The organism is Methanothermococcus thermolithotrophicus DSM 2095 (assembly GCF_000376965.1).
GTDB lineage: Archaea > AGJL01 > Methanococci > Methanococcales > Methanococcaceae > Methanothermococcus > Methanothermococcus thermolithotrophicus.
The window spans coordinates 174,317-201,163 of record NZ_AQXV01000055.1 but is presented as its reverse complement, the minus strand read 5'-3'; the positions used below and the strand labels follow the sequence as shown (position 1 = coordinate 201,163).

Genomic DNA, 26,847 nt, shown 5'->3' with positions numbered 1-26,847 from the left:
TGGTGATCGATTACTTTGTATATCTTAGGTAACATATATAATAGTATGTAATTTTAATGATCGAGACAAACTATTTATTATTTCGTGTAACGCACACCACCATGATATATAAGTTCGATTGATAAAGGTAGATTGTATGGATGTTTTCAAAGAAGATTTTGACGTTGTGATTATTGGAGCAGGCCCCGCAGGTCTCTTTGCAGCCTATGAGCTCGTAGAAAAAAGTAAATTAAAAATTTTAATAGTTGAAAAGGGCCTAGATATTGATAAGAGAAAGTGCAAAATGAAAGAATTCAACCACTGCCTTAGATGTAAACCCTGCCACATCATGAGTGGAGTAGGCGGGGCTGGAGGTTTAAGTGACGGCACAGTTAACTTAAGGCCAGATATTGGCGGAGATTTAACAGAATTAACCACTGATGAAAACTACTCCTGGCAGTTAATATGGGAAGTTGACCAAATACTCCTAAAGCACAAAACCCCTAAAGAAATAATCAAAGGAAAGGAATATGAAATTAGAGAGCTCGAAAGAAAATCTGCACAAGTTGGGGTTAAATTTATTTCCATAATTCAGAGGCATATAGGTTCAGACCACACAAAAGAAACTATTGGAAGTATAAGGGATCACTTAATAAACAAAGGAGTTAAATTCATGCTCCATACTACGGTTAAAGAGTTTTATCAAGGAGAGGTCATTGTAGAGAGACGGAATGAAGTTTTTAAAATAAAAACAAAATATATCGTTGTAGCTCCAGGAAGAATAGGGGCTGACTGGTTTCATGATGTTGCCCAAAAAATAGGTTTAAATGCCAGGCATGGTCCAATCGATGTTGGAGTTAGGGTTGAAGTACCTTCAATCATAATGGAACCTGTAACAAATATAAATCATGACCCTAAGTTTCACATATATACTGATACCTACGATGATTTCGTTAGAACTTTTTGCACAAACCCATACGGATTTGTTGTAGAGGAGAAATACAGAGATTTTGTTGGAGTTAATGGTCATTCAATGAAGGATGAAAAAAGTAACAATACAAACTTTGCTCTTTTAACCAGAATAGAACTTACAGAACCTGTGGAAGATACAACTTCCTATGGGAAAAGCATAGCACACTTGGCAACCACGATTGGAGGAGGAATGCCAGTACTTCAGAGACTTGGAGATTTAAGAAGGGGTAGAAGAAGTACCAAGTCTAGAATCATGAGGAGCAATGTAGTACCTACTTTGAGATATATCACACCTGGAGATATAGCAATGGCTTTACCTTATAGGATAGTAACGAATATTATAGAGGGCCTTGAAAAACTGGATAAAGTTATTCCAGGGGTTGCAAGTGATCACACCTTGCTTTATGCACCCGAAATTAAGTACTATGCAATGAGAGCTCTAGTGAACTCGGATCTTGAGACTAATATAGAAAACATTTTTGTTGCCGGTGATGGGGCAGGACTTTCAAGGGATATTACAAATGCAGCGGCCACAGGAATCTTGGCTGCCAGAGGGATTTTAAAAAAAGAAGGAGTTATGGACCGTAGTTTTAAAAAAGACGGCAACTGGAAAGAGGCTATTGAAAAACTATAGTTCTCGTTATAATGGACTAATGTTCTTGAATTAATATTCTTAAATTATATTCTTGAAACTGGATATGGCATTATACAACTAAACAAAATATTTACAATTCATACGATTAATTTTATAATTTACAGTAAATCGTTAATTCCGAGACAACCATATAAAAGCCAATAAAAATATTGTGGACAAAATATACCTATTATGACAAAATCTATTATACTTCTAAATTTAAAACATATTCTAAGTTTATAGCATTTCCCGGTGATGTGATGAGGATTTATAACACCTTAACAAGAGAGTATGAAGAGTTTAAACCATTAGATAGTTGGGAAGTTAAAATGTATGTCTGTGGGCCTACCGTTTATGATTACGCCCATTTAGGACATGGAAGAACCTACGTGGCTTTTGATGTCATTAGAAGATACTTAGAACACAGGGGCAATTATACCATTAAGATGGTTCTTAACTTTACAGATATCGATGATAAAATTATAAATAGGGCAAATGAAACAAAAATAAAGCCGGAAGAATTGGCAGATAAATTTATAAAGTCTTTCTTAGAAGATATGAATAAATTGAATATTAAACCTGCAGATATTTATCCAAGGGTCTCCGAACATATAGATGATGTTATTTCATTTATAAAAAAACTTGAAGAAAAAGGATATGCCTATAAAACAAAGGACGGAGTTTATTTTGATGTTAGAAAGTTCAAAGAGTATGGAAAACTTAGCAACATTAATTTAAACGAAACAATAGCAGGCTATAGAGTGGAAAAAAATATAGAAAAGAAAAATCCTGAAGATTTTGCACTCTGGAAGTTTGCAAAACCAAACGAACCAAAATGGGACAGCCCTTGGGGTGAAGGAAGACCTGCATGGCACATAGAATGCTCAGCAATGGGTATAAAATACCTTGGAGAACAGTTTGATATTCACGGTGGAGGAAACGATTTAATATTCCCGCATCATGAAAACGAAATAGCTCAAAGTGAAGTTTGTACCGGCAAAAAACCATGGGTTAAATACTGGCTTCACACAGGATTTGTTATGGTGGATAAGGAAAAAATGAGCAAGAGTTTGGGGAACTTCATCACACTTAGGGATTTGTTTAAAAAATACCCTCCTGAGGTCATTAGGTTCTTCTTATTACAGAGGCATTACCGCTCACCACTCGATTATTCAGAGGAAGGTATTCAGCATGCCAAAAACAACTTAGAAAAATTGTACAATACTATAGAAAATATTAGAATAGCTTTAAACGATTCGGAAACAAGTTATTCATGGGGAGATATTGAGTTTGAGACATACTCAATTATTAAAAATGCAAAAACGAACTTTTATAAAGCCATGGATAATGATTTTAATACGCCAGAGGCCATTAAATCAGTATTTGAAGTTTCAAATGCTATAAATAGGTATATTTCGACGGTTGAAACTCCAAAGGACAGTGTTCTTAAAAAATCACTTGAATTCTTCATAATGGTTAGTGAGGTATTTGGAATATTTAATAAGGCTTTTCAGTTTGAACAGAATTCTTCAGAGGAGGAGTTAGTAGAGCTCCTAATAAGTATCCGTTCAGACTTAAGGAAAGAGAAGAATTACAAATTATCCGATAAAATAAGGGATGAATTAAAAGATATGGGCATTCAATTAGAGGATACGCCAAAAGGAGTTGTATGGAGGAAAATAAATATCTAATTCCTTTATCGATTATTTTATCATAATTTTTATTCATATTATTTGTCAGGGGATATCTTGAATAGTAAAGATCATAAAACACTTAAAGGTCTTGGAAAGGTTGAAAAAAAATTTAAAGATTCTATTTTTATCGGATATGCAGCTCCTGTAGAAAGTGAGGAGGAAGCAAAGAACTTCATAAACAAAATAAAAAATTTTCACAGCGATGCATCCCACAACGTCTATGCTTATATCGTTAGAAATGGTCCAGAATTTGCCATTAAGTACGACGACGATGGGGAACCTAAAGGGAGCTCAGGAAAACCTGTAATGAAGATTTTAGAACATAAAGGCATAGAAAATGTAGTGGTAGTTGTTACACGTTATTTTGGCGGGACAAAATTAGGTTATGGAGGTTTAGTTAAAGCCTATAGCGAGACTGCCAGCGATTCTATAGAAAACGCGGGAATTATTGAAGTTTATGAAATGGAATATTTTGAAGTAGAGCTCCCATACAACTTGTTTAACGCCGTAAAGAATATGATAGAAAATCGAGGGACGATAGTTAAAGAAACGTATAGTGACTGTGTGGTTTTTGGTATAGAAGTTAAAAAAGGAACTGCTGATGAAGTTATACATGAGATATTGGATCTAACAAAAGGTCAGGTAAAAATAAATCGTTCTGCGAATGCGAATGAGTGATACAAATATTACATTAAATTAATTAGGATTTGCTTAACAATTCTATTTGATACATATTAGTTTTTAGTTATTAATTACAGACGTCTATACTGCGGATACCAATATTGATAAACATTCTTTTAAGTATCGTTATACACTATAGAGGTAATTTTATGGCATGCTTATAAGGTGATAGTTGTGAAAGGTCAAAAAGAAAAACTATTTTATGATATGTTAAATAACATATTCATTGGTGCTAAAATCGAAGGAGATTCTGGATATGTTAATTTAATGAGGATAAAATCCAATTACTACAATAAAGTGTTTGAGGAAATTGGTAAAGAAATAAATAAACGATTAAATGAGTTCCCAGAGTTTAGGGAAGAAATGTTTAATAAATTGTATTCTTTCTTTAAAACATATTTTAACGAAGCTGGGGCAATATACTTTAATCAAACACCGTTAAAATCAAAAGTATATGAGAAGGTTTATTCCAATAACAAAGATGTTATACTGTTCTGGAAAACTCATATGCTGTATTATGTGAAAACAGACAAATTATGGAACAATTTAAAAATAGAATTCGACAATGGAAAAGGAGATATTTACAAAGTATCATTTAATGTTTCAGAATTGGAACATAAAAAAGCAAATGAAAAAAAGAGCGTTATTTATGAGTTATCTAAAATAAATAATAATGATATAATGTTTAATGTTTTGTATTCTGAAAGAGGTAAGAAAACAAAAATAAACGATATTTTAAAAGAGTTTAAGAAAAAAGATGTTAATTTAGACGAAGAACAATTGAAAAGAATCTTTAGGATCTTTGAAAGACAGAATGAAGTTGATTATTTTATAAACAAAAATGCGGAACAGTTTTTAAAAGAACATTTTGATCTGTATCTAAAAAATTATATTTTTGATGATGAAAGTATATTCGATGAAAAGAGATTGAAGGAGCTGAAGTCATTAAAAGAAATTGCATATATGATTATTGATTTCATTGCACAGTTTGAGGATGAACTAGTGAGGATATGGAATAAACCAAAATTCGTTTTAAATTCTAACTATGTAATCACATTGGACAGGATTTATGATAAGAACGGAATTGATGTTATTGAATACATATTAAATGCTAAAGGTATTGAAAAACAGATTGAGGAATGGAAGGAGTTAGGGTTCATTGATAATGATTTTAAATTGAGTGATGTGTTCATAAATACCTTGGCTGGAAAAAGTTTGAACCCAAAATATCAGTTTTTACCAGTAGATACAAAATATTTCGATGAAGATGTTAAGTTTAAGATTTTAATGTTATTTGGTAATTTAGATGACGAATTAGATGGGTGGTTAATTAAGAGTGAAAACTATCAAGCACTCAATACAATTTTGCCCAAATTTAGGGATAAAGTGCAGACAATTTATATCGATCCACCGTTTAATTTAGGGACCAACGCCGATTTTTTATATGATGTGAGCTACAAGGATGCAACCTGGATTACAATATTAGAAAATAGAATAAGATTAGGAAAGGATCTATTGAATAATAGAGGATGTATTTTTGTTAGATGCGATTATAATGGAAATGCCTATGTTAGGTTATTAATGAATGAGATTTTTGGCGAGGAAAATTTTAGAAATGAAATTTTGATAAACAGGAAAAGACAAAGCATGGGAACCCCAAATAAATTTGAAGTTGAAAGTGAATATCTTTATTTGTATTCAAAAAATGAAAGCTTTATGAAAAAAGATTTGTATAAAAGTAGAAGCATTTTGGACTTTAAATGGACAGGGTTTTTAAAACAAGGGGAGAGAAATCCAAAAGAAAGAGTATTTTTTGGAAAAACATTATATCCCCCAAAAAACCAGCATTTTTCATTAATACAAGAAAAAGTTGATAAGCTGATAAAAGAGCATTACTTGAGATTAAAATGCAAAAAATGTAGGTCAATATATTATTGGGACGAATCTGAAAGTAAAGAGGAATTTATATCTAAAATATTAAAAAACCGTAAAGAATCGTTTAAGTATCTAGATATAAAGCCAGACACGAAAGTTTATGGTATCAGTAAATTGGATAAATGTTTAAACTGTGGAGGGGATGATTGGAAAGTTGAATATTTAACATCGGATAAAATAAAAATCACCGACAATTGGAAAGATATAGCATCGTATTCCGATAATTTCAAATTTTCAACGGAAAATTCAGAAATCCTATTAAAACGTGTTATCCAATCCACATCAAACGAAGGAGATTTAATTTTAGATTTCTTCTGTGGAAGTGGGACAACAATAGCAACGGCACACAAACTAAAAAGAAAGTGGATTGGAATTGAAATGGGGGAACACTTTTACACAGTTATACTTCCTAGAATGAAAAAAGTCCTATTCTACGATAAATCAGGAATATCAAAAGAAAAAGATGTTAAAGATATATATAACAAAGATAACACAGGCGGATTCTTTAAATACTATGAATTGGAGCAGTACGAACATACATTGAAAAAAGCAGTTTATGAACCATCAGAACCATTAATGGAGTATGTTGGGACTCCAATACATAAACAGTACGTATTCTTAAAAGATAAGAAGTTTTTAGACGCTTTAGAATTGGATTATGAAAACAATAAAACAAAAATTAATTGGGACACCATCTACAAAAACATAGATTTGGCAGAGACATTATCAAACCTAACTGGAAGGAAAATAAAGAGAATAGCGAAGGATTATGTTATCCTTGAAAATGATGAAAAAATTGAATTTGACGATATTGATTTCAAATTAATAAAACCATTAATTTGGTGGTAAATTGGTAATACCCAGTAATTTTTCCCAGTGGATGAGAACTAATTTATTAAGTGCATGGAGGGGGTTGATTACACAAGATATCGACTTAATTGCATTTGATAATAATCTTAATTCATTTATCTTGATTGAAGAAAAGAACAAACCTTACGCCCCTATATCTATTTCACAAGCAATATGTTTCAAAATGTTGGATGAACTTCTTAATCTACAAATACAATGTCACTATTGTGGAAGTTATTTAATCTACTACATAAAGGAAAGTACCAATGACGAGAAAATCTGGATAAATCCACCACTTGTAAGGGGGAGAGAATTTTCTTATAAAATGGGAAATACCGATAATATTTCTAGTTTAGATAAAAAGGGCCTCACGAATTTAATATATAATAGTAGTGGATTTTCACATTTGGAACATACCTATAGGAATAATTGGTATCAGGATGTAGTTAATGCATTTGTAAATAAACTTTGGGATTGTGGGGAAATCCCTCCTTATGAGGGGACAAAAAAAGAAAGGTCGATGTATAGAAACTCATACATTTATGAACCATCCGAGAATATGAAAAACATAAACTGGATTTTTATAAACTATTGTACTGGATATTTTATATTAATTGAAGAGAAACAGGATAGTGATGGAAATTATATGCCAAATTCCGATGAATCACAGATGATGGATAAAATTCATAAAATATTTATCGGCGCCAACAATACCAACTTATCACTTTCAGATAATGAAAAAGTGAAAAATCCAAGAAGTAAAAAACCATATGAATATTTAGGATATTTCTTATTGGAATTTGAAGGAAAAGGTCCTGAGGATTCCGATAATATATATTTAAATCATCAAAAAATTACAAAAGAAGATTTAATAGCATTTTTAAATTTAAATTCGCAGAGCTCGAAACAAATAGCGAAAAACTACATGCATAAATGGTGGTAATTAATGCCGCAAAATGAGAGAATTCCAACACTTTATCAAGAGTATGTGGAAAACATACCTGACCACATACTTCCACCTGAGTGGACCATTCAAAACCTGGATAAATTTTCGAAAAATAAATCATTGTTTAAATACCAGATAGAAGCACTCACAAATATTCTAAAATTATTATACGATTACTACAGCATGACCGTCCCATATTCAAAGAATGAAACTGAAGAAACAAATTTGAATAGAAAACAGGAGTTTTATAATAAAATAGAGCGAATGAATGAGAGATGGATTAAACCGCTGGAAATTACAAATAAAAAAAATAAACCTTTATTTGATAAATTAAAAGAATTCTACCAAATAGAGGAAAAAAGAAACTACGAAAAAATACACTTCTACAATTTTATAAATAGGGCGAGTTTCTGGATGGCAACAGGTAGTGGAAAAACCATAGTTATAATAAAATTAGTGGAGATTTTAAACAGCCTTATCAACTCAAATCAAATACCCGACAACGACATAGTTATCTTAACACAAAGGGATGATTTAATAGAACAGATAAAAGAACATATTGAAGAGTACAACAGCAACAACTCTAAGAAAATAAAAGTATGGGATTTAAAAAAATATGAGGAAGTGAAAAGCGGACGGGAATCAGTAAATAAAAATGACATAAACATATTTATTTACCGTTCAGACCTTGTGGGAGATGAAGAAACGGTTAGTAAGAAAGAAGCAGGGAAGAGGATTGACTATGAAACCATTGAAAATGATGGAAAATGGTATTTAATATTGGATGAAGCACATAAGGGGGATAAAAGCGATTCAAAGAGACAGATGTATTATTCCATAATGTCAAGGAATGGATTTTTATTTAATTTCTCTGCAAGTTTTACTGATGATTGGGACATATTAACAACCGTTTATAATTTTAATCTCCCTGAATTCATAACCAAAGGATACGGAAAGCAGATATTCATATCTACACAGGATTTATCGGCATTTGGTAGGGATAAAAAAGACTTCGATAATGAAGAAAAAAAGAAAATAGTTTTAAAAACCCTAATTCTCTTAACCTATCTCAAAAAAATTAAAGAATCAATAGACGACAAAACCAGAGATTTGGGATTGCAAACATACCACAATCCTATGTTAATATCGTTGGTGAATTCAGTTAATACAAAAGAATCAGATTTAGAAATGTTCTTCAAGGTATTGGAAGATATTGCAAAAGGAGAGCTATCCAATGAGATCATATTAAATGCAAAGGATGAATTACGGAATGAATTCATAACCAATCCAAAATACTACATAGGAAATGGAACTATACACATGGATATCGAGGAATTATCAAATATAAACCTTAACGATGTCTTAAAGTACATATTCAATGCATCGTCAAAGGGGAGTATCGAGGTTATAAAACTTCCACAGAATAAAGAGGAATTAATTTTCAAATTAAAAACATCTGATAAACCATTTGCATTAATAAAAATAGGGGACATATCCACCTGGTTAAGAGATAAACTAACTCACTACGATATAATAGAATCCTATGACAGTGAGAGTTATTTTGAAAATCTTAACAAAAATGATAATATAAACATCTTAATGGGATCAAGAGCATTTTATGAAGGATGGGACTCAAATAGGCCTAACATAATGATATTTATAAACATAGGCAAAGGGGATGCTAAAAAATATGTAATTCAATCCATAGGAAGAGGGGTGAGAATTGAGCCAGTTAAAGGAAAAAGAAAAAGATTGAATAAATTGTATCATGAAGATGAGACAATAGAAAGGATATACGAGAGCTTGGATAATAAACTAATATGCCCAATAGAAACCTTGTTCGTATATGGAACCAATAAAAAGAACATTGAGGCAGTTTTAGAAGGGATGAAATCTGAGAAAAAAACACTTGGAGAAACCATCGAGTTAATGAAAAATAATGGGAAAATTGAACATATTGGCGGAGAAATTGAATTGTTAGTTCCAGTTTATAAAGACACCTCCAAGAAATATAATATAAATGAACTACCGAAATTCGAAGGAAACAAGGAATTACTACAAAAATACATTGAATGGCTGTCAGACGATAGACTTCTTTATGCATTGTTATCTGAGTATAATGATGACATTGACGCCAATACAATAGCAAGGTTAAAAGAATATATTAAAAACGGAGAGTTTGAGGAAAATAATAATAGTAGTAGTGGTAGGCACATCCTATATCAGCTCAATGGATTAATTAAGCACATTAACATTGTTCCAAAAGAATTTGATAAATTTGAAAGTGTGCATGACAGGATTGTTCATTTCAATAGAATAAATGTATTTTTAGATGACGATGAGGTTGAGGAATTAAAGAAATGTATTGAGGATGTAAAGGGATATGGGAATATCGACAGAGCAAAAGAAAAATACAAAGAAGAGCTCAGGTCTGGTATAATAGATGTTGATCAATATACTAAAAAGATCGAAAGATTAACAGACACTGTTAAAAAAGAAAAACAGTTTAAAGATTTGAAAATCAAATATATAGCAGAGCATTATTATGTTCCAGTGATTATAGCAGAGAATGAAAAAAATAACTATATAAACCATATTGTAAAGGTCGAAAGTGAAAGAAAATTTATTGAAAAATTAGAGGAGTATTTAAAAAAAGGAGGAGAATTTTTCAAACATTTTGATTGGTGGATGTTCAGCAAGATTGATGAACATTTAGACGATGTAGGTATTCCTTATTATTATGCAAAATACAACAAAATAAGGGAGTACAAACCAGATTTTATATTCTGGCTAAAAAAAGGAAATGATTATTATATTTTGTTCATAGATCCAAAAGGATTTGAACATTCCGACTACAATTGGAAAATCAGAGGATATAAAGATATTTTTGAAAATAAAAATGGAGGTATTAGAACATTTCGCTACAAAGATTATAATGTGAAGATCTATCTTGCATTATATACTGTCGATAGAAATAAAGTCCCTCCAGCATGTAGAAAATATTGGATAGATGATTTCGATAGATTAATGAACGATTGGGACATCATATAAAAACATGTTAAATAATATTATACTTAATTAGTATATTTTGGGGGTATTATGAAACTCAAATCAATTATTGCAATTATTCTTTTAACCATGATTTCAAGTAGTTTTGCAGTTGAAACGAACGAAATGAGTGGAGAACTACAGAAGCTAGATGGAAACAGTTGTGACAGTTTTTTACCTGCTGGAAACTGCATTTCAATAGTGGCTCCAGCCGTAGCTCAGACAGATTATGGATACGTTGGAGTTCCAGTAAATATTGAGGTTACAGTTTCCAAAGGCAATGGACACGTTTATATGGATACAATGCCTTTAACAGATTTGGATATGCAAGGTTCGGCAAGAATAGCTGCAAAGGTTGCCTTTGACATATGTGGAAAGAATCAGAAGGATTATGATGTTCACTATGTCATAAGATCGGATGTGCCCATAATAGGAGGACCATCTGCAGGAGCTACTTTGAGTGTAGCCACAATTGCAGCATTAAACAACTGGAGCATTAACAAAAATGTTATGATGACTGGTATGATTAGTCCAGATGGAAGTATAGGACCAGTTGGCGGAATAATTGAAAAAATGGAAGCTGCTAAAGGCGAAAATGCCGAGTACTTTTTAATACCTAGTGGTGAAAGATACATAAATACCAGTAATGGAAGAATAGATGCCGTTGAGTATGGAAATAGATTGGGAATTAAGGTAATAGAGGTAAAGAGTATTTACGATGCCATATACTACTTTACAAATTACAAAGTATCAGAATATGAGTATCCACCTAACCCATTAGTTGAAGAAGAGTATTCAAAAATGATGGAAAAGTTATCGAAGCAAGTACTTGAAAAATCTAAAAATAAGTACACTACAGTTAAACAAAAACTTGAAACTAACTATATGAATTATGAACTAAGGCAGGCATTGGAGAATCAGCTGAAAAATGCTGAAAACACGATGATGGATTCAAATCAGCTTTATCTAAATAAATATTATTATGCATCAACTTCAAAGAGCTTTAATGCCTTGATTACACTTGAAACAATAGATGCTACATTAAAGTACCATGACGGTGGGGATGTTAAAGAGTACCTACTGGACATTCAAAAAGGCCTTGAGTATAAAAAGGAATATATAAACAGTCATAAAATATCAAAAGGGAATATTGAATATATTATAGCATCTAAAAGTAGGATCTACGAAAGTGAAGAACTACTTGATGAGGCCTGGAAAAATTATTATACTGGCAAAACACAGTCTGCAATAGAATATGGTGCTTATGCAAAATTAAGGGGAGAAAGTGCCGTATGGTGGCTAAATTTAGGTGATAATTCAAGCCTGGATTCGAATACTCAAGAAAAACAGGAAAATCTAAAAACTTCAAATAATGTGATAGATGAAAGTGAATTGAAGTTTTTGGCACAGGAATACTTAGATAACTCTGAAATTGTGGTAATATATTCCTCAATGGTTTTGCCATCTACGCTGACGGTGGATGCCACTAAAAGTTTAGAGGATGCTAAAAAATACTACAATAAAAAAGAATACTTACTAGCAATCTCAAAAAGTATTGATGCCAATGTATATGCAACAACGTCACTTGATTTCATGGGAGACACCGATTATTTAAAAAACCTCGCAAGAAAAAAAATAAATATGGTTGAGAATTACGGCTTAAACAAGAACGATAACGATATTAAATATATTCCAGTATCTGCTTTAGGTTACTACGAATACGCCGATAGCCTCGATGATAAAGTTTCAAAAATTCTGTACTATAAATACTCAATAGCTTACGCCCAAATGAATATTGATATTTTAAAGCAGTTTGGCAGTAGTAGCCAAATTAGCACCATAGAAAAAACCGAAGTCCAAAAATTTCAGGGGGACGGTCTTAAAGATGGTCAAAACGACCAAATGGGGCATAATGCCACAAAATCATTTGAAGTCAATAAATTGGGCATAATATTGAATATTTCATACTTGATTATAGGTTTGATATGTGGTGTAGTTGTAGGTTATACTTACAGATCTAGAATATCAAAAAATAATAAATAAAAAAACTGTTAAAATATAATTGCTCAAATTAATTAAATGATAAACACCATACTATATACTTTATAATTTTTTTAGGTTGTTGAGATATATAGTCTCAAAACTCAAAAATAGATCCAATCATACATTTTAATGACTACTAATTTTATGAAACATGATATGGTTTATTATAATCGTTTATGGTGATGATATGGAACCTTACATTCAATCAAATGAGATAATAAAAAAAGCTATGGAATCATTTAAACTCCCCAAGTATGTAACTGTCTTTGATACAACGCTAAGGGATGGAGAACAAACACCTGGTGTATCCCTAACTCCAGACGAAAAACTTGAAATTGCAATCAACCTAAACAAAATCGGTGTTGATGTTATAGAGGCAGGTTTTCCAGTTTCTTCAGCAGGTGAACAGGAAGCTATTAAAAAAATAACATCATTAGGTATGGATTCTGAAATTTGCGGTCTTGCAAGAGCTGTTAAAAAAGATATCGACGTTGCAGTTGACTGCGGTGTTGATAGTATCCATACCTTTATCGCCACGTCACCATTACATAGGAAATACAAATTAAAGATGGATAAGGAAGAAATTATAAACAGAGCAGTTGAAGCTGTGGAATATATAAAAGACCACGGTCTTAAGGTGGAATTTTCTGCCGAAGATGCCACAAGAACTGAGCTCGACTATTTAGTTGAAGTTTATAAAAACGTAGTTGATGCAGGGGCAGATAGAATAAACGTCCCAGATACAGTTGGGGTAATGGTGCCAAATGCAATGTACTACTTGATTAAAGAATTAAAAAAGGAAATAAAAGTTCCAATATCTGTTCACTGTCATAACGACTTTGGTCTTGCAGTTGCAAACTCAGTTGCTGCAGTTGAAGGAGGAGCTGAACAGATACACTGTACTGTAAATGGATTAGGGGAGAGAGCAGGAAATGCAGCTCTTGAAGAAGCTATAATGACTCTTAAAATGGTTTACGGCATAGAGAACAGAATAAAAACAGAAAAGTTAACTGAGCTCTCAAATTTAGTCTCAAAATTAACAGGCATAAAAACTCAGCCAAATAAGGCCATTGTTGGGGAAAACTCATTTGCACATGAAAGTGGTATTCACGCCCATGGAGTACTTGCCCATGCCCTCACTTACGAACCAATAGCTCCTGAAATTGTAGGTCAGAAGAGAAAGATAATTCTTGGAAAACACACAGGAGCTCATGCTATAAAAGCTAAGTTAAAGGAGCTCGGTATTGAAGTTGGCGAAAAGGTATCTGAAGAGCAATTCGCGGAAATTGTTGCTAGAATAAAAGCCCTTGGAGACAAAGGTAAGATGATAACTGACATGGATGTTGTGGCTATTGTTGAAGATGTAACAAAAAGAACATTAAAATCAGAGAGAATAGTGGATTTAGAGCAAATAGCAGTAATGACTGGAAATAAAGTTATACCTACTGCCAGTGTAGTTTTAAAAATAAGAAACGAAATACATATGACATCTGAAATAGGTGTTGGACCAGTAGATGCGGCATTGAAAGCTATTTGTTCAATAATTGGAGAAAAAATAAAATTAAAAGAGTACCACATAAACGCTATAACTGGTGGAACTGATGCCTTAGCAGAGGTTGTCGTTAAATTGGAAGGATACGGTAAAGAAGTAACCGCAAAAGCAGCTAATGAGGATATAGTAAGAGCTTCTGTTGAAGCTGTAATTGATGGAATAAATAAAATAGTGGAGTAACCACTAAATAATTTTTTTTATTCTTTTTTTTGTAAAATAGCAAGCTATTATAAGTTCATTAAAAAGAAAGGTATAGCTGAACAAATCATTGCTACTCCAACCAGAATTGCGATCATTTTTCTAGTGTCCATCTTAGTTCCCTCTTCTCAACTCTAAGTAAGACTTCCTTTCTAGTTTGTCGTTACTAATATTTAAACTTTTCATTAAATCCAGGAGACTTTGTAGGGCATCTTCTTTTTTAGATACATCCATAACAGTTTTTTCAAATTCAACATAAGACCCAACGTCATCCACACAATCAATAGAGACTTCAATATCATCTTTACTATATATCTCCCTAAGTTTTTTTATGGGCTTTACTGGTTTAAATCCTAATTTTTCAAATATCTTGTGAATAGCCGCCCCATTATCAACGGTAACTTCTATTTCTTCTCTTGTTTTTGATACATTATCTAGTTTTGGACCTTTGTAAGTTACATAAAATTTAACCTGTCCAGTATCCATTTTTAGGGACTTTCTAACTCTAAGGGCTTCATCAGTTACTGAAAAGTCCCTATCTATTCCATTAAAGTATACATCTACTTCCTCTTTTTTTTCTATTCTTTTAAATCCCATATCTAACAATTTAGAAATTAACTCATTAATTTCATCTTCATTTAAACGGGCTTTTACTTCAACTTCAATCATAACATCACCATTTTTTCTACAATATGCTTCAATTTTTCTTTTAATTCATCAAATTCAACATTTTCAACAACAAGCCATATTATTACTTTATCCATTTCCCTTTCGAGTGTAGTGGATAATATATTGCCATTTATCTCAGACACTTTTGAAGATATATCTGCCAAGAGACCAATTCGATCTTTTGCCACTATCTGAACTTTAGTGGTTATCAGGCTTATATTCTTTTTGTCAATTAGGTACCTACCTTCTTTTGTTAAAAATACCCCACCATATTTTCCTTTCTTAGTTTCTACAAGTCCTAAATCTCTTAGAACCCTTATGCACCGGTCTATATTTTTTGGATGAGTATTTAATTGCTCTGCTATTTCTTTTGTAGTTGAATAGGTCTTTAATAGCATCATGATTTTTCCAGTAGTGCCTTCAAGTTTCATTATTTCACAGTTTTTAAGATTTAATATTGTATTGAGTAATTAATAAATAAATTTATTTTAAATTATTAAATACTATCGAATGGATATATTTGTTATCTCTTATGTATATTAGAAATATCCTACTTAATAGAGAAATTAATAAAACATCTTTATCATCATATTTAACATAAGAAAATATGTGGTGGAATATGAAGACTTTAAATGAAGTTAAAAAGATACTTTTAGAACATAAAAAAGAACTAAAAGAAAAATACAAAGTAAAAAAAATGGGCATTTTTGGTTCTTATGCGAGAGGGGAACAAACTGAAAAAAGCGATATTGATATAATGGTAGAATTTTATGAAACACCAAGTTTAATAGAATTCATTGAAATGGAGTATTACTTATCTGATTTGTTAGGTATTAAAGTAGATTTAATCACAAAAAATTCAATAAAGAATCCTTATTTAAAAGAATCCATTGAGGAGGATTTATTATATGTCTGAAAGAAATATAAAGGCGTTTTTATACGACATAATAGACCATATGGAAAAGGCAGAAAAATTTGTAAAGGGTATGGAATTTGAGGAGTTTGTTAAACATGAGATTACCATATTTGCAACAATAAGAGCATTAGAAGTAATTGGGGAGGCTACTAAAAACATACCTGATGAAATAAGGGTTAAATACAGCGATATACCATGGCGTGGTATGGCCGGTATGAGGGATAAACTTATACATTTTTATTTTGGGATAGATTATGAACTCGTTTGGAAAGTAGTTAAAAACGATATTCCTCAAACAAGACCAAAAATAGAAAAAATTTTAAAAGAACTTAGCAATGAATAAAACTTTAATATTATAAACAGAGCTCACCTAAGATGCATATTAAAAATTTTTAACCCAAATGAAAATTTTAAAGAACAGCGTATAATCTGAACTGGGGGTAAATTATGAAAATTGAAACTAACGAAGCAAATATAAATAAATTATTTGGCGATAATTTTTGGTTTGCAGTTCCGGAATATCAAAGACCCTATTCATGGCAAAAAGATAATGTAAACGAGTTGTTAGATGATTTATGGAATGCTTATGAAGAATATTGTGAAAATGATGACGAAGATAAATATTTTTTAGGTTCATTAGTATTGTGTAAAAGAAGTGAAGAAGAAAACAGCATAAAATACACCGTTTATGACATAATAGATGGTCAGCAAAGATTAACAACACTTATGTTATTAATGGCAGTTTTAAGAGATACAACCGACAATGAAAATGCTAAAAGAAGATTGAACATGTTAATTTACCAGGAAGAAGATGAGTTTGGGAATATACCTGAAAAAACAAAAATAGAATATAAAATAAGAAAGGATGTTGAGAAAGAATTTATAAAAAAATACATTCTACCAGAAAATGGGACAAAAAATGATGAGATAAATAATTTAACAAAAGAAAAAAATATTTCCATATCAAATATGGCAAATGCAATAATAAGAATGCATGACTTTTTCAAAGATAATAAAAAACAGCAGCAAATAGATAAATTTATTAGGTTTTTATTAAACGATATAGTTTTTATCACCGTTTCAACAGGAAATTTAGCAGATGCTTTTAGGTTGTTTTCAGTATTGAATAATAGAGGGATTCCTTTAACTAATGCAGATATATTAAAGGCAAATAATATTGGGAAAATAGGTAATGAAAAAGAAAGGGAAGAGTATGCAAAAATCTGGGAGGATATGGAGAATTATTTTGCAGATGAAAACAGTTTTGATAGATTTTTATCATTTATCAGGGCAATATTTCTAAAAGAAAAAGCCAGAAAAAGCTTGTATGAGGAATTTAATAAGATATATGAAAAAAGAATGTTGGAAAAGGGAGAAAAAACCATAGTTTTATTAAAAGAATATAATGACATATATGATAAACTTATTGAATTAAATAATTTTAAGATAGAAAATGATTATAAAAATTTGATAACAATAATGAAAATAGGTCTTAAATCATATGAGTGGATACCTCCTTTACTGTATTTCTGGCATAGATTTAGAAATGAAAAAGGAGAAAACGAAACGATGTTGAAAAATAACCTTGTAGAATTTCTTAAAAAATTAGAATATAAATTTTCAAGCGATTGGATTTTAGGATATACCCCAACTCAAAGAATAGAGAATATGAACAAAATTTTAAAGAGAATATACAAATGTGAGAGCTCTAATGAAGTTTTAAATGACGTGGAAATATTTAAAGTAGATAACGAAAAACTAAAAGAAGCATTAAATGAAGACATATATAAAAAGAAATATGCAAAATTTGTATTATTAAAATATGCTTATTTAAATATGGAACATATGGTGCATTTGTCAAATATCAAGAATATATCAATAGAACATATCTTACCTCAAAAACCAAAAAAAGGTAGTCGATGGATGACTAATTTTTCAGAAGAAGAAAGAGAATACTGGACGAATAAATTGGCAAATTTAGTATTAATTAGCGGAAAAAAGAATTCATTACTTAGAAATTTGAATTTTAAAGAAAAAATAGAAAAATTAAGAAAATTACAGGAAAAAAGAGGGTTCGGAATTTTTGATTTTATGTATGATGAAGTGAAAATATATGAAAATTGGACACCAGAAACATTGGAAAAACGTCAAACTGAGGTAATAAATAAATTAACATACAATCTTTAATCATTATTGTTTAAATTTTGAAAATTAAATTAAAAATAGAGAAAAAATAAAATTAATAGCCGATTTAATTTATTGGTAATTGCATTCATTATTAACGAGAACAACTATTTTAAACTAAAATTATAAAAAGAATCCAAAGATTAATTGGATTAAATACACAATTAGTTTTAATTTTTAAAAGTGATAATATGCTAACTCATGTAGATGAAAAAGGAGTAAAAATGGTAGATGTTTCTAAAAAAGATGATGTAGAGAGAACCTGCGTTGCAAAGGGATGTATAAAACTAAAACCATCAACAATAGAAGCTATTGAAAAGAAAAAAGTTATAAAGGGAGATGTTCTAACTACTGCCCAAATTGCAGGTATAATGGCCGTGAAAAAGACTTCAGAATTAATTCCAATGTGCCATCCCCTACCAATAACTTCGGTAAATGTTGATTTTGAAATATTTGAGGATAAAATTGGTGTAGAGGTTAAGGTAAAAACCACATACAAAACAGGAATAGAAATGGAGGCCTTAACAGGCGTAAGTGTGGCACTTTTAACTATTTTGGATATGGTTAAAGCTATTGAAAAAGACGAAAATGGACAGTATCCAGAAACTGAGATATTTGGAATAAAGGTTTTAGAAAAAATAAAGGGTGAAGCTGTCCCAAAGCAATAAGTTAATATTTTTTTAGTTATTTTTTTTAAATCACCTTATCCAGCAAAGAGACAATATTCATTACATCTATATCTTTTTCTAAATTATGCTCTTTTTTAAACTTCTTCAAACTATCTCTAACATGATACTCACAAAATGGACAGACCGTTATAACGTAATCCACATCTATATCATAAATCATCTTTGCCTTCCTACTTCCTATGGCAGATGCAACCTCAGGTTTTCCACTTCTAACTCCTCCACCTGCACCACAGCACTGGTCAGGAATTTCCATTTCAACAAATTTCAATTTTGGAATACTTTTTAATATCTTTCTAGGTTCCTTGTATATTTTCTGACCTCTTCTCAAGTGACATGGGTCGTGGTAGGTTACTTTTAGGTCAATAGGTTTGTATTCAATAAGCCCTACTTTGTTTATAACTTCGGTAATGTCCATGACTTTAAATTCCTTCTCTTTGTAATCATTTTTTAAAGTACTTCCACAGCCTGCACAGAGCGTAACTACTGCATCAACGTCCAAGTTGTTGAATGTTTCCAAATTCTGTTTTTTTAGCATTTCAGCTACATCAGTTTGTCCGGTTCTTATGCATGGAGACCCACAACAGACCTGATTTTTTGGAATTATAACGGAAATCCCGTGGGCGTTTAAAACCCTTATCGCACTTTTACCAACTTCCTGAAGCCTATAGTCAATTAAACATCCTGTGAAAAATGCAACCCTCATTTTTTCATTTTTCTCATCTTTGAGCAAATCTCTTCGGGATTTGCAGCTCTCCGCTCCTTCGGAGCTCCGAACAAGGTATTCCCCGCCCACTTCTTCTAAAAACGGTGTGGTTTCTTTTATTACTGATCTTTTGCCTATTAAAATATTTTTTCTGACTTCTAAATGACTGTCTAAATTATAACCTTTTTTAAATGAGAGCTCCCTCAATTTTTCAACTGCATTGTGTACAATATCTATTTCTTTTGGGCAGACCTCTACACATTTCCCACATGTCGTACAGTTGTAAAGGTTTTCGAAATATGCTTCCTTTTCTCTTTCAGCTTCATCTCTTGGATCAAAGGCAAATCTTGCAAGCTGTCTCATGAAGGTAGGTCCTGGATAATCTGAGAATTTCCTTGCTGGACACATTGAGAGACAGCTCAGACAATCGATACATCCTCTGACTTTTTTAAAATCTTTTATATCGCAGGGATAAATTTTATCCAGTATTTCCAGTTCATCTAACTTTTTGGTATCCTGTTGTGAGTAGTTTTCAACATAATTTCTTAAATTACTCAATTTTTTATAATACGGCGTTCTATCCACAATTAAATCTTTAACAACATTGAATCCTCTTAAAGGTTCAATTGTCATTCCATCCTCTACTTTAGTTTTACATGCGAGCTTTGGTTCTCCATTTATTGTCATTGCACAGCTCCCACACTGCCCTGCCCTACATGAGGCCCTAAAATGAATGTTTTTATTATAGGTTTTGTTAATGTACTCCAAGGCATCGATTACAGTTAATCCTTCTGGAACTTCGTATTCTTCAAAACCATTTAATCTCATAACTTTAATTTTTACGGCTTTCATAGTTTCACGGTTTTATTTTTAAGTTATTGTATATATTAAAATATTCCAGTTAATTTTACTATGAATATAAAGTATATCGCAAGTAGTATCAATCCTTCCAATCTATGTATTTTATTTAACTTACTTAATTTAATTTTACTTTTATTCATGAATAAGACCATAAGTGTTACCAGAATTATATTTATTGCCAGTTCAAACTTTACAGAAGGTAAATCGGTAATTACGGATGAAAGAGCTAGAGCTCCACATATATTGGCCATGTTACTTCCTACAACATTTCCAAGGATTATATCCCCTAATTTCCTTCTTGCTGCAGAAATCGAAACTGCGAGCTCAGGGAGGGAAGTACCAACTGCAACTAGTGTAAATCCAATAATCTTTTCTGAGATTCCTAAGTAGCTTGCAATGTTTCTTGCACCTTCAACAAATAGGTGACTTCCAAAAACAACTGAAGCCAACCCAACTACAAGAAAAACAACGGCTTTAACTGTACTTATGGATGTATCGACTTCTTCTTCACAAGCCCCTCCATTCTTAATGGTGTGCTTTAGGTAATAAAATAACAATAGGAGAAGCAAAATGCCATCTATTCTTGAAAATCCGTTGTATCCAAGTATGGTTATTATTATCGTGAATATTAAATACAAATAGCTGTTGGTTATAATTGGTTTACTCTTTACCATAACCGGATATATTAAAACACTAATACCCAATACAAGCCCAATGTTTGCTATACAGCTACCTAAGGCGTTTCCTATAGCAATATCTGGCGAATTTGTATATGCCGCATAGATGCTTGTAACGATCTCAGGTAGGGAAGTTCCAAATGCCACTACCGTAGCTCCAATTACAAAATTTGAAATATCTAGATATTTTGCTATTCTGGAGCTACCCACTATAAACCAGTCACTTCCATAGGATAACAGTATCAAACCAGATAAAAGTAAAATTATTCCATCTATCATGTTTACACCTAAAAAAAATAGAAAATATAGTGGTGTGCATTACTTACTTAACTAACGAATACGGGTATTTTATTTAATCACAAACATACATTGTTATTAAATGGGCTTATTTATTAAACTATTCAATTATAATATATTGATTAGTTTATTGAATTGCACACCACTCTAAATAAAATTGAATTAATAGTACAAATTGTATGATTTAAACTTTTCTGCCATATTCATGGTTTCTCCAAAACCCTTGCCAATACCGTATCCTAAGTTGTACACTACACCAAATAAACCTAAAGAATCTGCTGGATTGTATTCAACAGTTTTTGGAGAACTTATGTTTGCCAGCCTAGCAGCTGCATTAATGGCGTCTTCCTCGGTTCCTACCTCGTCCACTAAACCAACTTTTTGAGCATCCGATCCACTGTATATCTTACCATCGGCTACCTTTAAAGTTTCGTTTAGTGTCATGTTTCTATTTTCTGCAACCCATTTAACAAAGTCTAGGTAGGTTTCATTTATCATTTTTTCCAAGTATGCCTTTTCTTCAGGAGTCATTGGTCTGTATGGTGACCCTATGTCTTTATATTCCCCGGCCTTTATAACTGTTGCATTTACACCGAGTTTTTCCATTAAACCATAATAATGAACAATATCCATCCTTACCCCAATACTACCTACAATAGAGTGCTTTTCAGCTACGATGTAATCAGTAGAAGCTGCTGCCATGTACGAACCAGATGCTCCTAAAGTTTCAATGTATGCCACAACGGTCTTTTTTTCAGAGACTTCCTTTATCTTTCTTGCAAGTTTCTCACTTGCTATAACTTCTCCACCTGGTGAATTAATCCTTAAAATCACCGCATCAATATTGTCGTTATTTTCGGCTTCTTCCAATAAATTGATATAGTCATTTACATCAGGTTGAATCTCACCAAATAATCCTGAATCCTCAGTCTTTGAAACTATCATATCGTCAAGATTTATAACGGCAATGTTTCCGTCCCCAAAATCTGATTCAGACGACAATATCATTAAAATGCCGCCAAGTATCAATGCAATAACCGCTACAAAGGCTATTAACGAGAACGCATATATTTTCTTCATACCAACACACCAACATTATACGTCGTTTTTGTCGTTTAGTTGAATAATCATAGATTATTCAACTCTCGATGAAAATCTTTGATTTGCTTCAATTCCTGTAGCTTTGCTACAGTAGATTGACGAAATATTTTTAAAGTATTCTATAGTTACCTGGAGATGGCTCATATACTTCTCCATCCTCTTTTAATTCGGAGAGCAAATCATCTAGCTCATCCTCATCTATCTTTAATTTTTCTAAAAGTTCTTCATATGAGATCTCATCATTTTCTCTTATTATATCCAATATTAAGTCTTTAGTATCAAATTCGCCATAAAGATCTTCTAAAACTTCATTTTCTATTGATTTTTCAGCATCCATGGCTCCTTCGTAGGATGGTGTTTCTTCATCCTTTAGGTATTTTCTTGTTTTTTCTATTTCTATATTTCTTAATTCCCTCCATTTCTCCCTATTTTCGTTTCTCTTTTTATAAATTTCCAGGGCGATGTATTTCTGACCTTCATACTCTCCGACTCTGCCTATTACATCTAAAAAATCTCCATCATTAATATCTGTAGATTTATTTTCAAAATCTTTAACTAATATACCATCTAATTCAAATGTTGTAATGTTTGAAATATTGACATTTTTAACTTCCCCCAGTACTCTTACCCTGTGTATTCTTTTATTTTCTATTGTAATTGTTTTTCCAACAACTTCATTTTCCAAGAACTCTTCAGGATGAATCTTATAAGCCACATATCTCATCATTTTTTCACCAATTTAATTTAAACATTTATACAATATAACACAGCCAGCATATGGTTTACATTTAATTACTTCTAACTTTTTATCTATTGTTCTTCCAGCTCATCCTCATCTACAATTACACCGTTTTTGGTTCTAGGTGCAATATCCTTTATTATCTTCATTAAGTCCTCCCCTTCTTCTGCAATTATTTTTATTTTCATTCCACCGTGGATATCTTCATCGAAATTTAGGTTATTTACAAATGCCGCCTGTTTGTTTATTTTGAATGTTGTTAAATATGGTTCAGAATGTTTCTTTCTTATACCTTTTTCTAGTATCATTCTTGCAGTATCTAGTATGGCCTGACTTCTTATAAGTTCTTTAAACCTACTTATGTCAGTGGCTTCCCCTAGAATATATTTTTCATCTTCTTCTATCGCAATTTTTACATCGGGAAAAATGTTAACCATAGCCTTTTTGATTTTTTCTATGTCTTCCGTTGGTTTTATTCTGGTTTTTATTTTAATAATCATGGTATCACCTAATCAAGTTAGAATAATTTCTCCATTATTTCCAGTGCTTTTTCTATGTCCTCATACTTTGTAGCATACGAGAATCTAACATTATTCTCCCCGTTTTTACCAAAGGCAATACCTGGAACGCATAATATTTTATTCTCAATGAGTTTTTGAGCAACTTCCATTCCAGAGCCGTGTTCACCAACATTTGGAAATACATAGAAAGCCCCTTCAGGAATTACAACATCAAAGAAGTTTTTCAAACCATTTACTATTAAGTCCCTTCTTCTCCTAAATTCCTTTACCATATCTTCAACACACTTTTGACTACCTTCTAAAGCAGCCAGAGCTCCGTACTGGGCAAAGGATGTAGCACATGCAAAACCGTACTGATGTACTTTGACCATGTTTTCGATTATATCGTATTTCTCATTTAAATTGTCGTTAACTGCCAAATAACCTATTCTCCAGCCAGTCATTGAGTGGGATTTTGAAAATCCATTTATTAAAATACAGTTATCGGTAAATTCCATAGGAGAGTGGTGTTTTTTGTCGTAAATTATTTTTTCGTAAATTTCGTCTGAAATTATAACAATATCCTTATCTTCGGCTATTTCACAAATTGCCTTTATCTCTTCCTTATCCATGACCCTTCCAGTTGGATTGGATGGTGAATTTAATATGATACACTTTGTTTTATCGGATATACTGTTTTTAATTTCTTCAATATCTAACTTAAACTCCTCATCAAGGTTCATTGGAACTATTTTCCCTTCGTAGAGCTGAGTTAGTGATTTATATGAAACAAAACCTGGATCTGGAATCAAAACTTCGTCCCCCTTGTTTACAAGAGCCATGACCGACAACATAAGAGCTTCAGAAGCTCCGCATGTAACCATAATATTGTTTAAATCTACATCCAAGTTGTTGTCATTTTTTAACTTTTTACATATGGCTTCCCTAAGTTCTGGAATTCCATTGTTTGGGGTGTAATGGGTTTTACCTTCATCTAAAGCTTTTTTTGCAGCATCTATTACATGTTTTGGAGTATCAAAATCTGGTTCTCCTATCCCTAAATTTATCGAGCTCTCAGTAGCCATGTTGAATATTTTTCTTATCTCTGAAGGTTCTATATTTTTACATCTGTTTGAAATCATAAACATCTCACCGTAAATATTATGAAAATTATAAAAGCTATGAAACTATACGCTTCATAAAATAGTATGATTAAAAGATATATTAAATTTTGTAGAAAAATAATTATTTTAATTTATTTCTTTTAAATAGTTTTTAACAATATTTTCAAGTTCTTTATTATATTTTAAGGACAATACATATTTAGATATTGGATATTTTCTAATTAAATAAATATAATCTCCATTCTTTTTATATCCTTCAAAATTTTTCCAATATTCCATCCCTCCGTTTAAAAGGATACCTTTATCACAAATATCTATTTTTCTCATCCTTAGTTTTTCAAAACTAAATACGATTAATAGCAGGATTATAGTATAAATTGACATAGATATTATGAAAATTGATGAAATTGCAAAGAGCACCATAATAGCTAAAAACTCCTTATTTTTCCTTAAATTATACTTCATATTTTCCAACATGTCAATTTCTGTTGAATAAAGGACTTTCCACGATTTCTTAGCTTTTTTATAATTTCGATAATAAATAATGCCCACAATTGTAGGTATTGCAAAACATAAAAAAATTATCGATAGTAAAAATACATCTATACCAAACAAATCCATAATTCTCCCAATTTAATCCATTTCTTTTAAATAATTCTTAATAATATTTTCGAGCTCACCTTCATTTAATAAATAAATATCGCCGACCACCCAAGCGATATATTTTGGTCTCAATACAACATACTCCCCCTTTTTTAAATATCCTTTAAAATTATTCCAACACCAAACAAGTTTTTTATTACTAAGAATACCTTTATCGCTTATTTGTACTTCAATAAATTTTTTCTTATTGACAGCATGTTCAAGAACCAATATCGAAAATACTAGAATTACTACTGCTCCAAAATTAAGCACAACTGACAAAACAACCTCAGATCCATGATAATACTCCATAATATTTCTAATAAGTATGATCAAATTAAATATCAATGCAAAATAAATAATCTTTCTATTTGATTTTAAGTTAAGTTTTCTGTTCATTTTGGCATTGTACAATATGTTAGCTGTTTTAGAGATTTTTTTAAATTTTTGTATTTTAACAATAATATATATAATTAAAAATAACAACACAACTACTGCAAACAAAATATAAATTTCCACAATACCACCGTTCTATTTACCCCATTCTTTGAATATTTTTTAGATGCTATTTCAATAAATATTTATATGTAAAAATTATAATGATTAATCATTATAATATTGATTTTATCATCTTGTTAATATTATTTATATGGTGGAACAATGCTCGAAGATATCGTTTTAATACTTGCTTCAATAGGCATAATTCTCGCCTCAATAAGGCTTTGGATTGAAAAAGACGGAAAAAACATGGTCTATGCAAGGTTGCATATCGCAGGAGTTATTGACATAGCTTGTATTGTTATACTTCTGGTTTTAAATCAACCATTATTGGCTTTAATTTACTTAGTACTCTGTCCATTTGCAGCTCACGCAATTGCCAACGCCGATTATTACGATGAGCTAAACAAGAATAGGGTGGAAAAATGAGCATATACTTGGAAATATTTATAATGGCCATTGTATTGATGTCATACATCGGAGCTCTAATTCAAAAGGACTTGATTAAATGTGTAGTTTTAACGGGTTTGGGCGGTTTAGGACTTGCGTATATTTTTAGTTCGTTACTTGCTCCAGATGTTGCATTAACTGAAGCAATACTTGGTGGGGCTGTTTTACCTGCATTTTTTGCATTTACGGTTAGAAGAACCCAGAGAATGGATGAATGAATTTAACATTTTAAAAAATAAATAATAGGGCCATATAAGAAATAAAAT

The 26,847-nt window shown here is 31.5% G+C and carries 24 protein-coding genes; 14 read left to right on the top strand and 10 right to left on the bottom strand.

Annotation, left to right across the window (positions count from 1 at the left end; translation table 11 throughout):
* Positions 1-136: 136 nt before the first annotated feature.
* From F555_RS0108710 to F555_RS0108675, 8 genes are all read left to right on the top strand, one after another.
* Complete coding sequence (locus F555_RS0108710) at positions 137-1,585, top strand: NAD(P)/FAD-dependent oxidoreductase (protein ID WP_018154844.1); 1,449 nt, start codon at positions 137-139, stop codon at positions 1,583-1,585.
* Positions 1,586-1,845: 260 nt separating this feature from the next.
* Positions 1,846-3,276: a cysteine--tRNA ligase gene (cysS, locus tag F555_RS0108705; RefSeq protein WP_018154843.1), complete on the top strand. Its 1,431-nt coding sequence runs from the start codon at positions 1,846-1,848 to the stop codon at positions 3,274-3,276.
* 57 nt (positions 3,277-3,333) lie between these two features.
* Entirely contained in the window at positions 3,334-3,957 is a 624-nt protein-coding gene (locus F555_RS0108700; RefSeq protein WP_018154842.1) for a YigZ family protein, read from the top strand.
* A gap of 177 nt (positions 3,958-4,134) precedes the next feature.
* Entirely contained in the window at positions 4,135-6,744 is a 2,610-nt protein-coding gene (locus F555_RS0108695; RefSeq protein WP_018154841.1) for a DNA methyltransferase, read from the top strand.
* 1 nt (position 6,745) lies between these two features.
* A complete protein-coding gene (locus F555_RS0108690) occupies positions 6,746-7,687 on the top strand; it encodes a hypothetical protein (protein WP_018154840.1) in 942 nt (313 codons plus the stop codon).
* A gap of 3 nt (positions 7,688-7,690) precedes the next feature.
* Positions 7,691-10,741 carry a DEAD/DEAH box helicase family protein gene (locus F555_RS0108685; protein ID WP_018154839.1) on the top strand — a complete coding sequence of 1,017 codons (3,051 nt, stop codon included), beginning with the start codon at positions 7,691-7,693 and terminating at the stop codon, positions 10,739-10,741.
* A gap of 48 nt (positions 10,742-10,789) precedes the next feature.
* Positions 10,790-12,781, top strand: coding sequence for a S16 family serine protease (locus F555_RS0108680; RefSeq protein ID WP_018154838.1), 1,992 nt, complete (start codon positions 10,790-10,792; stop codon positions 12,779-12,781).
* Positions 12,782-12,968: 187 nt separating this feature from the next.
* Positions 12,969-14,513 carry a 2-isopropylmalate synthase gene (locus F555_RS0108675; protein WP_018154837.1) on the top strand — a complete coding sequence of 515 codons (1,545 nt, stop codon included), beginning with the start codon at positions 12,969-12,971 and terminating at the stop codon, positions 14,511-14,513.
* Positions 14,514-14,645: 132 nt separating this feature from the next.
* On the opposite strand, the gene cyaB is transcribed toward F555_RS0108675, so the two are convergent.
* Both cyaB and F555_RS0108665 read right to left on the bottom strand, forming a co-directional pair.
* On the bottom strand, positions 14,646-15,200 hold the full coding sequence (gene cyaB, locus F555_RS0108670; protein ID WP_018154836.1) for a class IV adenylate cyclase: 555 nt from the start codon (positions 15,198-15,200) through the stop codon (positions 14,646-14,648).
* Positions 15,197-15,631 (bottom strand): Rrf2 family transcriptional regulator, encoded by a 435-nt coding sequence (locus tag F555_RS0108665; protein WP_018154835.1) that lies wholly within the window; start codon positions 15,629-15,631, stop codon positions 15,197-15,199. The genes cyaB and F555_RS0108665 overlap by 4 nt, the downstream gene beginning before the upstream one ends.
* A 188-nt stretch (positions 15,632-15,819) precedes the next feature.
* On the opposite strand from F555_RS0108665, the gene F555_RS0108660 reads away from it, so the two are divergent.
* The 4 genes from F555_RS0108660 (at position 15,820) to moaC (ending at position 18,968) form a co-directional block, all read left to right on the top strand.
* On the top strand, positions 15,820-16,116 hold the full coding sequence (locus F555_RS0108660) for a nucleotidyltransferase family protein (protein WP_018154834.1): 297 nt from the start codon (positions 15,820-15,822) through the stop codon (positions 16,114-16,116).
* Positions 16,109-16,459, top strand: a complete 351-nt coding sequence (locus F555_RS0108655; protein ID WP_018154833.1) for a HepT-like ribonuclease domain-containing protein — start codon at positions 16,109-16,111, stop codon at positions 16,457-16,459. The genes F555_RS0108660 and F555_RS0108655 overlap by 8 nt, the downstream gene beginning before the upstream one ends.
* Positions 16,460-16,563: 104 nt before the next feature.
* The gene (locus F555_RS0108650) at positions 16,564-18,303 is read left to right on the top strand and encodes a DUF262 domain-containing protein (RefSeq protein WP_018154832.1); all 1,740 of its coding nucleotides are present in this window, start codon (positions 16,564-16,566) and stop codon (positions 18,301-18,303) included.
* 188 nt (positions 18,304-18,491) lie between these two features.
* Positions 18,492-18,968, top strand: a complete 477-nt coding sequence (moaC, locus tag F555_RS0108645) for a cyclic pyranopterin monophosphate synthase MoaC (protein ID WP_018154831.1) — start codon at positions 18,492-18,494, stop codon at positions 18,966-18,968.
* Positions 18,969-18,993: 25 nt separating this feature from the next.
* On the opposite strand, the gene tfrB is transcribed toward moaC, so the two are convergent.
* The 8 genes from tfrB to F555_RS0108605 form a co-directional block, all read right to left on the bottom strand.
* Positions 18,994-20,544: a fumarate reductase (CoM/CoB) subunit TfrB gene (tfrB, locus tag F555_RS0108640; RefSeq protein ID WP_018154830.1), complete on the bottom strand. Its 1,551-nt coding sequence runs from the start codon at positions 20,542-20,544 to the stop codon at positions 18,994-18,996.
* A gap of 35 nt (positions 20,545-20,579) precedes the next feature.
* On the bottom strand, positions 20,580-21,509 hold the full coding sequence (locus tag F555_RS0108635) for a calcium/sodium antiporter (RefSeq protein WP_018154829.1): 930 nt from the start codon (positions 21,507-21,509) through the stop codon (positions 20,580-20,582).
* Positions 21,510-21,689: 180 nt separating this feature from the next.
* A complete protein-coding gene (gene sppA, locus F555_RS0108630; RefSeq protein WP_018154828.1) occupies positions 21,690-22,607 on the bottom strand; it encodes a signal peptide peptidase SppA in 918 nt (305 codons plus the stop codon).
* 130 nt (positions 22,608-22,737) lie between these two features.
* Entirely contained in the window at positions 22,738-23,352 is a 615-nt protein-coding gene (locus F555_RS0108625; protein WP_026183027.1) for a hypothetical protein, read from the bottom strand.
* 86 nt (positions 23,353-23,438) lie between these two features.
* Positions 23,439-23,867 carry an RNA-binding domain-containing protein gene (locus tag F555_RS0108620; RefSeq protein WP_018154826.1) on the bottom strand — a complete coding sequence of 143 codons (429 nt, stop codon included), beginning with the start codon at positions 23,865-23,867 and terminating at the stop codon, positions 23,439-23,441.
* 17 nt (positions 23,868-23,884) lie between these two features.
* Positions 23,885-25,009 carry a pyridoxal phosphate-dependent aminotransferase gene (locus F555_RS0108615; protein ID WP_018154825.1) on the bottom strand — a complete coding sequence of 375 codons (1,125 nt, stop codon included), beginning with the start codon at positions 25,007-25,009 and terminating at the stop codon, positions 23,885-23,887.
* Between the two features lie 108 nt (positions 25,010-25,117).
* On the bottom strand, positions 25,118-25,612 hold the full coding sequence (locus tag F555_RS0108610) for a hypothetical protein (RefSeq protein ID WP_018154824.1): 495 nt from the start codon (positions 25,610-25,612) through the stop codon (positions 25,118-25,120).
* 12 nt (positions 25,613-25,624) lie between these two features.
* On the bottom strand, positions 25,625-26,152 hold the full coding sequence (locus tag F555_RS0108605) for a hypothetical protein (RefSeq protein WP_018154823.1): 528 nt from the start codon (positions 26,150-26,152) through the stop codon (positions 25,625-25,627).
* Between the two features lie 141 nt (positions 26,153-26,293).
* Here F555_RS0108605 and F555_RS0108600 point away from each other — a divergent pair, with 141 nt between their 5' ends.
* Together F555_RS0108600 and F555_RS0108595 are read left to right on the top strand one after the other, a co-directional pair.
* On the top strand, positions 26,294-26,560 hold the full coding sequence (locus F555_RS0108600; protein ID WP_018154822.1) for a cation:proton antiporter: 267 nt from the start codon (positions 26,294-26,296) through the stop codon (positions 26,558-26,560).
* On the top strand, positions 26,557-26,799 hold the full coding sequence (locus F555_RS0108595; RefSeq protein ID WP_018154821.1) for a DUF4040 domain-containing protein: 243 nt from the start codon (positions 26,557-26,559) through the stop codon (positions 26,797-26,799). The genes F555_RS0108600 and F555_RS0108595 overlap by 4 nt, the downstream gene beginning before the upstream one ends.
* The last annotated feature ends 48 nt before the right edge of the window (positions 26,800-26,847 follow it).